Below are 12047 nucleotides of genomic sequence, written 5' to 3'. Positions count from 1 at the left end.
CCTTTGCCCTCCGGTCGTCGTCGCTCCGGGAAAGGCCTCGCACCATGTTCACCAGCAACGTCGCACCGCGTCCCGACCGGCTCCCGCGTCGCCGTCCGCGCGCCAGCGCCGATCAGGTCGATGGAGTGCTGCTCCCCGACGTCGACGCAGAACTCACGGCACCAGCGGACGACGTGCGCACGGTCCTCGGCGGTGTCGCGGTCCGCGACGACGTTGGCGTCGACCGAAGACGCAGGCTGCGGCGCCATGTTCGGCTGCCCCGGGTATCCGCAACTTCTCGATGTCCGTCAGTGCCGTGTTGTGCAGGGCGGGACGCGGGGACAGAAATCCGCCGGCTCGGCCGAGGAAGTCGTCGACGTCTCCTGGGACGACTCGCGTTTCGGCGACCGGCACTTCACGTTGTGGGAGACCCCGGAGGGCACCCCCGTGGCGATGGCGGCCGCGACCCCGGTCGTCGGCGGCATGGTCCGGGTGGACCCCGTCTACACCCCGGCCCACCGCCGCGGCCGTGGCTACGCCGGAGCCGTGACGGTCGAGGTGAGCAGGTCCGCGCTGGCCGCGGGGGCCACGGACGTCGTCCTGTTCACAGACCCGGACAACCCCACCAGCAACGCTCTCTATCAGCGCATCGGGTATCGCCGCGTCGCGGACTTCGCCGGGTACAGGTTCTCCGCGTGAGCGGAACTCCTACGTGCACCACCACAGGAAGCGGTCGCAGGTCTCCGTCGGGGTCGGGTCCGGCTGTTCCGGCGGGGTGGGGGTCGTCGTCGGGGGCGGGTCGTCGTGCGACTCCGGCGGCGACGGGTCCGGGTTCGCGGGTGGGGTGGTGCTCGGGGCCGGTGCGCTGGAGGCGCCGGCGGCGTCGGACTCGCTTGCCGACTCCGACTCTTCTGTCTCCGGTGAGGACGAAGCGGACGCCGACACCGTTGCCGACGCCGATGCGCCGGGGGACGGCGTGCCCGAGGTCGCGGTCGTTCCCGGGGCGTCGTCGACGGGGACCGCCGACGCCTCGCCCACCTCCCTCGTCGCCTCGCCGTCCGTCGTCTCGCCGCCCGCCGCGGCCGGTTTCTCCGGGGAGTGCGGGGCGTCCATGCCGAGTTCGGCCAGGCTCAGTCCCCCGGCCGCCAGGACGAAGCCCGCGGCGACGAGCAGGGTCCGGCGGCGGCGCCTGCGGTGGGCGGCGGCCTTGCGGTCACGGCGGCTGGAGCGGGCGCCGGGCGGGGTGGCGTCGTCGGGGTCCTCGTCGAGGGTCCCGTGCGTGGGGCCGTCGGCGTCCTCGTCGGGGGTCCCGTCCGGGTCGTCGCCGCGCTTCCGCCCCGGGGCTTCCCGGGGGGTGTCGTCGGCCGCCGCCGGCTCGACCCCGTATCGCCGGTCGAAGGCCTCACTCGCCGTCAGGGCGTCGTCCGACGCGCGGAGTTCGTGGCAGGGCGTGCCGCAGCCCGGGCAGGCGAGGGCGCCGTTGAGGTGCCGTCGGCACGGGTGGCAGTAGTCCATGACGCGGGAAGGTTAAGTTCCGGGACGGGCGCGTTCCTAGAGGCCACTGTGAAAGTTGTGTGGGGAAGCACTTCGCCGGCGCCTCCTCCCCCGCCTCGAAACTGCCGAAACCGTTATGGGTCCGACCCATTGACACTCCCCGCACCCCGTCCTTACTGTCACGCCAGCATTTCGAACGAGTGACGAAATATCGAACAAAATGAAGGGCAGCCGCCGTGCGCATCACCGGAATCAGCACACACGTGGTCGGGACGCCGTGGCGCAACCTGACCTACGTCCAGGTGCACACCGACGAGGGCCTCACCGGAGTCGGCGAGACCCGGATGCTGGGGCACACCGACGCGCTCCTCGGCTACCTGAAGGAGGCCGAGGCCAACCACATTCTCGGTTCCGACCCGTTCGCTGTCGAGGACCTGGTCCGCCGCATGAAGTACGGCGACTACGGCCGCGCGGGCGAGATCGTGATGTCCGGCATCGCGGTCGTCGAGATGGCGTGCTGGGACATCAAGGGCAAGGCCCTCGGTGTCCCGGTGTGGCAGCTGCTGGGCGGGAAGGTCACCGACAAGGTCAAGGCGTACGCCAACGGGTGGTACACCACCGAGCGGACGCCGGAGGCGTACCACAAGGCGGCGCAGGGGGTCATGGAGCGCGGGTACCGGGCCCTGAAGATCGACCCGTTCGGCACCGGGCACTTCGAGCTGGATCAGGAGCAGACGAACTACGCCGTGTCGCTGATCGAGGCGGTGCGGGACGCCATCGGGCCCGACGCCGAGCTGATGCTGGAGATGCACGGCCGGTTCTCGCCCTCCACCGCCGTCCGGCTCGCGCGCGAACTCGCGCCGTTCAAGCCCGCCTGGCTGGAGGAGCCGGTCCCGCCGGAGAACCTCAAGGCGTTGAAGAAGGTCGCCGAGAAGGTGGACATCCCGGTCGCCACCGGTGAGCGCATCCACGACCGGATCGAGTTCCGCGAGCTGTTCGAGGACCAGTCGGTGGACGTCATCCAGCCCGACGTCGGTCACATCGGCGGCATCTGGGAGACCCGGAAGCTGGCCGCGACCGCCGAGACGCACTACACGCTGGTCGCCCCGCACAACGTCGGCGGGCCCGTGCTCACGGCGGCCTCCCTCCAGGTCGGGTTCACCTCCCCGAACTTCAAGATCCTGGAGCACTTCAACGACTTCGCGGACGCGGAGATCAAGAAGGTCGTCAAGGGCGCGCCGCGGGTCGACCCGGAGGACGGGTGCTTCCACCTCTCCGACGCGCCCGGTCTCGGCGTCGAGCTGGACACCGACGCGGCGGCCGAGTTCCCGCAGCAGCAGGCCCGGTTCGACCTGTGGGCCGAGGGCTGGGAGAAGCGCGCCCCCAAGGGGACCGGGGCGTGAGCGGCGCCGTCGTCGTCGAGGCGCCGGGGGTGCACCGGCTCGTGCCGCACGAGCCGCGTGAACCGGGGCCCGGCGAGGCGCTGGTGCGGGTGCACGCAGCGGGGATCTGCGGCAGCGACCGCGAGGTCTATCAGGGCAACCGGCCCGAGGGGTACGTGCGTTACCCGCTCACCCCCGGGCACGAGTGGTCCGGGACCGTGGAGCGGGTCGGCACCGGGGTGCCGGGCTCGCTGGTCGGCCGGAAGGTGGTGGGCGAGGGCTTCCGCAACTGCCAGGTGTGCGACCGCTGTCACGCGGGCGAGACCACGCTGTGCACGGCCGGGTACGAGGAGACCGGGTTCACCCAGCCGGGCGCGATGGCGCCGACGCTGACGCTGCCCGCCCGGCTGCTGCACGCCTTGCCCGACGACGCCGACCTCACCGCCGCCGCCCTGCTGGAGCCCGCGGCCTGCATCGCCGCCGCCGCGCTGAAGGCGAACGCCCGGCCCGGTGAGCGGGTCGCCGTGGTCGGCACGGGCACGCTCGGGATGTTCGCCGTGCAGTTCCTGCGCGCCGCCTCCCCCGCCGAGCTGCTGGTCGTCGGCACGCGAGGGGACCGGGAGGCGCTGTCGCGGCAGTTCGGCGCGACCGACTTCCGGACCAAGGACCGGCCGCCGACGGACGACTTCGACCTCGTGATCGAGACCGCCGGGTCCGCGGACGCCGCCCGCACGGCCGCCGCGCTGCTGCGCCGGGGCGGGCGCCTGGTGCTGACCGGCATCCCGGCGCCGGGCGCCGACGGCCTCGACCCGACCGACCTGGTCGTACGGCAGCTGGAGGTGCACACCGTCTTCGGGGCGCCGCCGGACGCCTGGGCGCACACGGTGCGGGTCTTCGCGGCCGGGCTGCTCGATCCGCGGCCGCTGGTGACGCACGAGCTGCCGCTCGCGGAGTTCGCGCAGGCCATCGAGCTGGTCGGCGCCGGCGACCCGAAGGTCGGCAAGGTGCTGCTGCACCCGGACGCCCTCCCCTGAGCCGTACGCCGGTGCGGGGGCGACCTGACGGCCTGCGCACCGGCGTACACCACCGCAACGGACGTCGCGCACCCACGCCACCCACGCCCACGGCCGCGAACCTCGTCCGACATATCGAACACTAAGGAACGCTTGTGACCGACGCTTCCGCCACGGCCGCCGCACGCAGGCCCGGTGAGCAGGCCCTCACCGCCCTCGGCCTGGCCGCGCCCGCCCCCGACCCCGCCGACGCCTCGCCGCACTCCTTCCCGGGCGGCGGCCGCTGGCGCACCGAGATCCCGTCCTGCGAGGGTCCGGAGGCGCTGGGGGTGGTGCTCAAGGAGTCCTCGCGCCTCGACGTGCCGATCCACCGGATCAGCCAGGGCAGCGGCGTGTGGATGCTGACCGACGCCGAGATCACCGAGATGGTCGAGGCCACCGCCGAACGCGACATCGAGCTGTGCCTGTTCACCGGCCCGCGCGGCACCTGGGACATCGGCGGCTCCACCCGGACCGACTCGGGCGGCGCGGGCCTGAGGGCGCGCGGCCACGCCGCGGTCGCCGGGTGCGTCGAGGACGCCGTGCGGGCGAGCGAACTGGGCGTCAAGTGCCTGCTCGTCGCCGACGAGGGCGTGCTGTGGACGCTGCACCGGGCCCGTGCGGCCGGCATCCTCCCCGCCGACACCACGCTCAAGCTCTCCGCGCTGGTCGGTCCGGTCAACCCGGCCTCGTACGCGGTGTACGAGCGGCTCGGCGCCGACTCCATCAACGTCCCCAGCGACCTGACGCCGGATCACCTGACCGAAATACGGCGGGTTTCGGCCGCGCCGATGGACATGTACATCGAGGCTCCCGACGACCTCGGCGGCTATGTCCGCATGTACGAGGTCGCCGAGCTGATCCGGCGCGGCGCCCCGCTGTACCTGAAGTTCGGCCTGTCCAAGGCGCCCGGGATCTATCCGTACGGCCACCACCTGCGGGAACTCACGCTGGCCACCGCGAAGGAGCGGGTGCGCCGCGGTCGGCTCGCCCTCGATCTGCTCGCCCGGCACGGGGCGGACGGCGACATGGCGCCGCTCGGCACCCGGCTGCCGGGCCCGCTCAACCGGTTCGAGATCTCGTCATAACGTTCCGGAAACTCCCTTCTCAAAAGACGACACGACCGCGCACAATCCCACACACCTGCCTCGCCGATCCAGCCCTCACCTCAAGGATGATGACCATGCGCAACCGCAGAGCCGCACTCGCCGCGATAGCCTCCGCCGCCTCGCTCGCCCTCACCCTGTCCGCCTGCGGCCAGAGCAGCGAGGGCGGCAGCGAGGAGGACAAGTCGGGCAGCGACGGCGCCACCGTCGGCATCGCGATGCCGACCAAGTCCTCCGAGCGCTGGATCACCGACGGCGCCAACGTCGAGAAGGAACTGAAGGCCAAGGGGTTCGAGACCAAGCTGGTCTTCGGCGAGGACGACCCGGACCAGCAGGTCTCGCAGATCGAGAACATGATCACGCAGGGCGTGGACGCCCTGATCGTCGCCGCGATCGACAACAAGTCCCTCGGCAACGTCCTGCAGCAGGCCAAGGACGCCGACATCCCGGTCATCTCCTACGACCGGCTGATCCTCGGCACGGAGAACGTCGACTACTACGCCTCGTTCGACAACGAGAAGGTCGGCGAGCTGCAGGGCGGCTACATCGTCGACAAGCTCGGCCTGAAGGCGGGCAAGAAGGGCCCCTTCAACATCGAGCTGTTCGCCGGCTCCAACGACGACAACAACACCCGGTACTTCTTCAACGGCGCGATGAAGGTCCTGAAGCCGTACCTGGACAAGGGCCAGCTGGTCGTCCGCTCCAAGCAGACCGACCTCAACCAGGTCACCACCCTGCGCTGGGACGGCGGCACCGCCCAGAAGCGCATGGACGACCTGCTCACCTCCAGCTACCGCAGCGCCCGGGTCGACGCGGTGCTCTCGCCGTACGACGGCATCTCCATCGGCATCCTGTCCGCCCTGAAGTCGGACGGCTACGGCTCCGGCAGCAAGGCCATGCCGGTCGTCACCGGCCAGGACGCCGAGATCGCCTCGGTGAAGTCGATCAAGGCGGGCCAGCAGACCCAGACCGTCTTCAAGGACCTGCGCGAGCTCGCCAAGGTCGCCGCGAACATGGTCGACGCGGTCCTGAACGACAAGAAGCCCGAGGTCAACGACACCAAGTCGTACGACAACGGCTCCAAGGTCGTCCCCGCCTACCTGCTGCAGCCGGTCAGCGTCGACAAGAGCAACTGGGAGAAGGTCCTCGTCGAAGGCGGCTACTACTCCGCGGACCAGCTCAACTAACCGTGCCCCCTCAAGGATTGGAAGGCACGACCATGGCGGGACCCGTCCTGGAAATGCGCTCGATCGTCAAGACCTTTCCCGGTGTCAAAGCGCTGTCGGACGTCACGCTGACCGTTCGCCAGGGCGAGGTCCACGCCATCTGCGGGGAGAACGGCGCCGGCAAGTCGACCCTGATGAAGGTGCTCTCCGGAGTCCATCCGCACGGCAGTTACGAGGGGGGCGTCCTCTTCGAGGGCGAGACCTGCCGGTTCAAGGACATCCGGGCGAGCGAGCAGCACGGCATCGTGATCATCCACCAGGAACTGGCCCTGGTGCCGTACCTGTCGATCGCGGAGAACATCTTCCTCGGCAACGAACACGCCAAGCGCGGACTGATCAACTGGAACGACACCCTCAGGCACGCCACCGAACTGCTGCGCCGGGTCGGGCTCGACGAGCACCCGGAGACCCGCGTCGCCGACATCGGCGTGGGCAAGCAGCAGCTGGTGGAGATCGCCAAGGCGCTGTCGAAGAAAGTGAAGCTGCTCATCCTCGACGAGCCGACGGCGGCGCTCAACGACGAGGACAGCGGCAAACTCCTGGACCTGATCCTTCAGTTGAAGGAACAGGGCATGACGTCGATCATCATCTCGCACAAGCTGAACGAGATCCGCCGGGTCGCCGACTCGGTCACGATCATCCGCGACGGGCGCTCCATCGAGACGCTCGACGTGAAGGCGGCGGAGACGACCGAGGACCGGATCATCAGCGGGATGGTCGGCCGCGACCTGGAGAACCGCTTCCCGGACCGGACCCCGCACCAGCCGGAGGAGGGCACGGCCCCGGCCCTGGAGATCCGCAACTGGACCGTGCACCACCCCATCGACCAGCAGCGCAAGGTCGTCGACGACGTCTCGATCGAGGTGCGGCGCGGCGAGATCGTCGGCATCGCCGGGCTGATGGGCGCCGGGCGCACCGAACTGGCGATGAGCGTCTTCGGCCGCACCTACGGCCGGCACGCGGGCGGCACGGTCCTCAGGGACGGCCACGAGATCCGCACGAGGACCGTCCCGGAGGCGGTCGGGCACGGGATCGCCTACGTCACCGAGGACCGCAAGCACTACGGCCTCAACCTCATCGACACCATCAACCGGAACATCTCGCTGACCGCGCTGGGCAAGGTCGCCAAGCGGGGCGTGGTCGACGAGCACGGTGAGCGGCAGGTCGCCGAGGACTACCGCAAGTCGATGAACATCAAGGCGCCGACCGTCTTCGAGCCGGTCGGCAAGCTGTCCGGCGGCAACCAGCAGAAGGTCGTCCTCAGCAAGTGGATCTTCGCGGGTCCCGAGGTGCTGATCCTGGACGAGCCCACGCGCGGCATCGACGTGGGCGCCAAGTACGAGATCTACACGGTCATCGACCGCCTGGCGGCCGAGGGCAAGGCGGTCGTGTTCATCTCCTCCGAGCTGCCCGAGCTGCTCGGCATGTGCGACCGCATCTACACGATGGCCGCGGGACGGCTGACGGGTGAGTTCTCGCGGGCCGAGGCCTCGCAGGAGGCGCTGATGCGGCAGATGACGAAGGACAAGCAGGACCAGAAGACCCTGAAGGGCGAAGAGGTAAGCCGATGAGCACGGACGTGACCGCCAAGACTCCCGCACCGGCACCGCCCGGCAGAGAGGGAGGGGCCTCCGGCGGCGGGCTGCTCCAGCTGATGCTCGACGGCATGCGCCGCAACATGCGCCAATACGGCATGCTGATGGCCCTCGGCCTGATCGTGGTGCTGTTCGCCGTGTGGTCCGGCGGCGACCTGCTGCTGCCGCGCAACGTCTCCAACCTGGTGCTCCAGAACAGCTACATCCTGATCCTCGCGATCGGCATGATGCTCGTCATCATCGCGGGCCACATCGACCTGTCGGTGGGCTCACTGACCGCGTTCGTCGGTTCGATGGCCGCCGTGCTGATGGTCAAGAACGACCTGCCCTGGCCGGTGGCGGTGATCCTGTGCCTGGCCATCGGCGCCGCCGCGGGCGCCTGGCAGGGGTTCTTCATCGCCTATCTCGGCATACCGTCGTTCATCGTGACCCTCGCGGGCATGCTGCTCTTCCGCGGTCTGACGGAGATCTTCCTCAAGGGCCAGACCCTCGGCCCGTTCCCGAAGGACCTGCAGAAGCTCGCCAACGGCTTCCTGCCCGAGGTCGGCCCGAACACCAACTACCACAACCTCACCCTGCTGCTGGGCTTCGCCCTGATCGCCTTCGTCGTGTACCAGGAGGTCCGCGACCGCAAGCGGCAGCAGGAGTTCGCCCTCGACGTGCCGCCGGTCAAGCTGTTCCTGCTCAAGCTGGTCGCGCTGGTCGCCGCCGTCCTCGTCGTCACGTTGCTGCTGGCCAGCTACAAGGGCGCCCCGATCGTGCTGCTCATCCTGGGCGCCTTGGTCGTCGGCTTCGGCTACCTGATGCGCAACGCGATCGTCGGCCGCCACATCTACGCCATCGGCGGCAACCTGCCCGCGGCCAAGCTGTCGGGCGTGAAGGACAAGAAGGTCACCTTCCTGGTCTTCCTGAACATGGGCATGCTCGCGGCGCTGGCGGGGCTGGTCTACGCCGCCCGCTTCAACGCGGCCTCACCGAAGGCCGGCCTCAACTTCGAACTGGAGGCCATCGCCGCCTCCTTCATCGGCGGCGCGTCGATGAGCGGCGGCGTCGGCACGGTCCTCGGCGCGATCATCGGCGGTCTGGTCCTGGGCGTGCTGAACAACGGCATGAACCTCGTCGGCATCGGCACCGACTGGCAGCAGGTCATCAAGGGCGCGGTGCTGCTGGCGGCGGTCGGGTTCGACGTGTGGAACAAGCGCAGGGTCGGTTCGTAACGGATCTCGGGCCCCGCCACTCACGGCGGGGCCCGCTTCTTCTCACGGAAGTACAGGAGCCGCACGTATGGAACTGAGCAGACGAACGGTCATCGCGTCGGCGGCAGCGGCCGGCGTGGCCGCCACCGCGGTCGGCGGCACGGCGCACGCCTCGGGAGGCAGGAAACCGGTGAAGGAGCTGTTCGGCAGACTGGCCGACGGGACGAAGGTGTACCGCTGGTCGCTGGAGAACGGCGGCACGCGGATGAAGGTGCTGTCGTACGGCGGCGTGGTGCAGTCCCTGGAGATCCCGGACCGCCGGGGCCGCCACGCGAACGTCTCGCTGGGCTTCGACAACCTCGACGACTACGTCGCCCGCAGCCCGCACTTCGGCGCCCTGATCGGGCGGTACGGCAACCGCATCGCCAAGGGCCGCTTCACCCTGGACGGCAAGGAGTACCAGCTCTCCGTCAACGACGGGGAGAACTCCCTGCACGGCGGCGCCCTCGGCTTCGACTACCGGGTCTGGGACGTCGAGCCCTTCACCCACGGCTCGGACACCGGCCTGGTGCTCCACTACACCAGCGTCGACGGCGAGATGGGCTACCCGGGCACGCTCAAGGCGAAGGTGACGTACACCCTCACCCGGCGCGGCGACTGGCGCATCGACTACGAGGCCACCACCGACAAGGCCACCGTCGTCAACCTCACCAGCCACGTCTACTGGAACCTGGCCGGCGAGGGCAGCGGCACGATCGAGGACCACGAGCTGTCGATCGCCGCGTCCCGCTTCACGCCCACCGACGCGGGCCTGATCCCCACCGGCGAGCTGGCCCGGGTGTCCGGCACGCCCTTCGACTTCCGCCGGGCCAAGCCGATCGGCCGGGACATCCGGGACGCCCACCCGCAGCTGGTCACCGCCAAGGGCTTCGACCACAACTGGGTGCTCGACAAGGGCATCACCGACCGCCCCGAGCACATCGCCACCCTGCGGGACCACACCTTTGGCCGCACCCTGCGCATCGCCACCGACCAGCCCGGGCTGCAGTTCTACTCGGGCAACTTCCTCGACGGCACCCTCACCGGCACCGGCGGCTCCCTCTACCGCCAGGGCGACGCCCTGTGCCTGGAGACGCAGCACTTCCCGGACTCGCCGAACCAGCCGTCGTTCCCGTCGACCGTGCTGCGGCCCGGCGAGACGTACCGGACGTCGACGGTGCACTCCTTCGACGCCTAGAGGACGACGGGGCGCGGGCACACTTTCTTCACACGTGTTGAACGGTGCCCCGTCCGTCTCCGTATACAGGGGCGGCCCGTGTCCCCCGCGCGGGCCGCCCACTCACGGAGGTCCCCTTGTCCGGCAACGTCACCTCGTTGTTCCGCAGCACCGCGGCGCACAGCCCCTCGATGGCGGCGCTGGCGCGGGAGAGCGGCGAGGCGGCGGGCGCCGGTCCGGTGGACTTCTGCATCCCGTGCAACCCCTACTTCCCCACCCCGGCGATGTTCGAGGAGATGGCCGCCCGGCTGCGCGACATCGTCACGTACTACCCGAGCAGCGCCGACACCATCACCGCCGAGCTGTGCGGTCTGCTCCAGCTTCCGCCGCAGTGCGTGGCGATGGGCAACGGCTCCACGGAGCTGATCACCTGGATCGACCACCTGCTGGTCCGGGAGTCCCTCGCCGTCCCCGTCCCCACCTTCGGCCGCTGGACCGACCAGCCCATGGAGACCGGCAAGCGGGTCGACATGTTCCCGCTCCAGGAGGCCGGCGGCTTCGCCCTCGACCTCGCCCGCTACGGCGAGTTCGTCCGCGCCAGGGGCACCCGGGCCGTGGTGATCTGCAACCCCAACAACCCCGACGGCGGCTATCTGCACAAGCAGGCGCTGGTGCAGTTCATGGACGCGATGGCCGACCGGGACCTCGTCGTGATCGACGAGTCCTTCCTGGAGTTCGCCGACGCGGAGGCCGAACCCAGCGTGGTCCAGGAGGCGATGCTGCGCCCCAACGTCGTCGTGCTGCGCAGCCTCGGCAAGAACTTCGGGCTGCACGGCATCCGCTTCGGCTACCTGGTCGCCAACCCGGCGCTCGCGGGCCGGGTGCGCGCCATGCTGCCCAAGTGGAACCTCAACTCCTTCGCCGAGCACGTGGTGTTCATGCTGCGCGACCACGGCCCCGAGTACGCGCGGAGCCTGCACCAGGTGCGTCGGGACCGCCTGGAGATGGCCGCCCAGCTGTCCGCGCTGCCCGGCCTGACCGTCTATCCCTCCCAGGGCAACTTCCTCTTCGTCCGGCTCCCCGTGGGCGCGGAGGGCACCGCCGTGCGGGACCGCATGCTCACCGAGCACCGGGTGCTGGTCCGGGAGTGCGGCAACAAGATCGGTTCGTCCAGCCGCTTCCTGCGTCTCGTGGTGCGCCCCCAGACGGACGTGCGTCGCCTGGTGTCCGGCCTGGAACAGGTGCTCTACGGGGCCGGGAGGGAAGCCGCCGTGCCCGGGCCCGCCACAGGGACCGGCTACAGCTCGGGCACGGCGGCGGTGGACCGCCTGATGTACGAGACCAACGGCTCCGGCATGCGCGCGATCACCGCTCAGACCGCCGGTGCCGGTGCCGGTGCCCCGGGGCTCGCCGCCGCTCCGGCCCCCGCCGCCGGCACCGGCACCGGCACCGGCATGCCGCTCCCCGCCGCGGTGCCGGTGGCTCCGGCGGCCGCCGTGCCCGGCCCCGCGCCGGTGCCCCGGCCGGTGCCGGTCCCCCAGCCGGTGCCGTATCCCGGGCCGGTGCCGGTCCCCCACCCGGCACCGGCCCCGCAGCCCATGCCGGCTCCGGCTCCGGCACCCGCCCCGGCCGCCGCGTACCCGCCGCCGTTCGGGCCCACCCCGCCCGGCGTTCCGGCCCGCGGCGGTCTCACGGCCGCCCAGGTCAGGGGCACCAACGGCCTGGAGTCGGTCCCGGCGACGGGCTGGCCGAACGCGGCCGGGATGGGCCAGGCGGGCTGATTCCCCGCGGCTGCCCCTGC

Annotated in this window: 9 protein-coding genes and 2 pseudogenes; 9 read left to right on the top strand and 2 right to left on the bottom strand. The window is 70.6% G+C overall.

What is annotated here, in order from left to right; genetic code table 11:
• Positions 1-98: 98 nt before the first annotated feature.
• Positions 99-393, bottom strand: a pseudogene (locus ACFV9J_RS21080) (hypothetical protein); the annotation flags it as partial.
• On the opposite strand from ACFV9J_RS21080, the pseudogene ACFV9J_RS21075 reads away from it, so the two are divergent.
• Positions 361-678, top strand: a pseudogene (locus ACFV9J_RS21075) (GNAT family N-acetyltransferase); the annotation flags it as partial. The pseudogenes ACFV9J_RS21080 and ACFV9J_RS21075 sit on opposite strands and share 33 nt — an antisense overlap.
• Before the next feature lie 9 nt (positions 679-687).
• On the opposite strand, the gene ACFV9J_RS21070 reads toward ACFV9J_RS21075, so the two are convergent.
• Positions 688-1494: a hypothetical protein gene (locus ACFV9J_RS21070; RefSeq protein ID WP_385356286.1), complete on the bottom strand. Its 807-nt coding sequence runs from the start codon at positions 1492-1494 to the stop codon at positions 688-690.
• 215 nt (positions 1495-1709) lie between these two features.
• Here ACFV9J_RS21070 and ACFV9J_RS21065 point away from each other — a divergent pair, with 215 nt between their 5' ends.
• The 8 genes from ACFV9J_RS21065 to ACFV9J_RS21030 all read left to right on the top strand — a co-directional run bounded on the left by ACFV9J_RS21065 (position 1710) and on the right by ACFV9J_RS21030 (position 12027).
• Positions 1710-2876: a mandelate racemase/muconate lactonizing enzyme family protein gene (locus ACFV9J_RS21065; protein WP_385356285.1), complete on the top strand. Its 1167-nt coding sequence runs from the start codon at positions 1710-1712 to the stop codon at positions 2874-2876.
• Positions 2873-3889, top strand: a complete 1017-nt coding sequence (locus tag ACFV9J_RS21060; RefSeq protein ID WP_385356284.1) for a zinc-binding dehydrogenase — start codon at positions 2873-2875, stop codon at positions 3887-3889. Before ACFV9J_RS21065 ends, ACFV9J_RS21060 begins: the two co-directional genes overlap by 4 nt.
• A 134-nt stretch (positions 3890-4023) precedes the next feature.
• Positions 4024-4995, top strand: a complete 972-nt coding sequence (locus ACFV9J_RS21055) for a hypothetical protein (RefSeq protein WP_385356282.1) — start codon at positions 4024-4026, stop codon at positions 4993-4995.
• A gap of 95 nt (positions 4996-5090) precedes the next feature.
• A complete protein-coding gene (gene chvE, locus ACFV9J_RS21050; protein WP_385356280.1) occupies positions 5091-6200 on the top strand; it encodes a multiple monosaccharide ABC transporter substrate-binding protein in 1110 nt (369 codons plus the stop codon).
• A 32-nt stretch (positions 6201-6232) separates the two neighbouring features.
• A complete protein-coding gene (mmsA, locus tag ACFV9J_RS21045) occupies positions 6233-7810 on the top strand; it encodes a multiple monosaccharide ABC transporter ATP-binding protein (RefSeq protein WP_385356279.1) in 1578 nt (525 codons plus the stop codon).
• Positions 7807-9051: a multiple monosaccharide ABC transporter permease gene (gene mmsB, locus ACFV9J_RS21040; protein WP_385356278.1), complete on the top strand. Its 1245-nt coding sequence runs from the start codon at positions 7807-7809 to the stop codon at positions 9049-9051. The genes mmsA and mmsB overlap by 4 nt, the downstream gene beginning before the upstream one ends.
• Before the next feature lie 67 nt (positions 9052-9118).
• Positions 9119-10267: an aldose epimerase family protein gene (locus tag ACFV9J_RS21035; protein WP_385356276.1), complete on the top strand. Its 1149-nt coding sequence runs from the start codon at positions 9119-9121 to the stop codon at positions 10265-10267.
• 116 nt (positions 10268-10383) lie between these two features.
• On the top strand, positions 10384-12027 hold the full coding sequence (locus tag ACFV9J_RS21030; RefSeq protein WP_385356274.1) for a pyridoxal phosphate-dependent aminotransferase: 1644 nt from the start codon (positions 10384-10386) through the stop codon (positions 12025-12027).
• Positions 12028-12047: the final 20 nt, after the last annotated feature.

Origin of the sequence: Streptomyces sp. NPDC059906 (assembly GCF_042730645.1) — a bacterium.
Taxonomy (GTDB): Bacteria; Actinomycetota; Actinomycetes; order Streptomycetales; family Streptomycetaceae; genus Streptomyces; species Streptomyces rubrogriseus.
The sequence above is the reverse complement of the archived record's forward strand: the minus strand, read 5'-3'. Positions and strand labels throughout refer to the sequence as shown.

What these genes read in the sequence shown, in the direction of transcription:
- mmsA (WP_385356279.1), top strand. Translation starts at nt 6,233, where the DNA reads ATGGCGGGACCCGTCCTGGAAATGCGCTCGATCGTCAAGACCTTTCCC.
- mmsB (WP_385356278.1), top strand. Translation starts at nt 7,807, where the DNA reads ATGAGCACGGACGTGACCGCCAAGACTCCCGCACCGGCACCGCCCGGC.
- ACFV9J_RS21070 (WP_385356286.1), bottom strand. Translation starts at nt 1,494, where the DNA reads ATGGACTACTGCCACCCGTGCCGACGGCACCTCAACGGCGCCCTCGCC.
- chvE (WP_385356280.1), top strand. Translation starts at nt 5,091, where the DNA reads ATGCGCAACCGCAGAGCCGCACTCGCCGCGATAGCCTCCGCCGCCTCG.
- ACFV9J_RS21035 (WP_385356276.1), top strand. Translation starts at nt 9,119, where the DNA reads ATGGAACTGAGCAGACGAACGGTCATCGCGTCGGCGGCAGCGGCCGGC.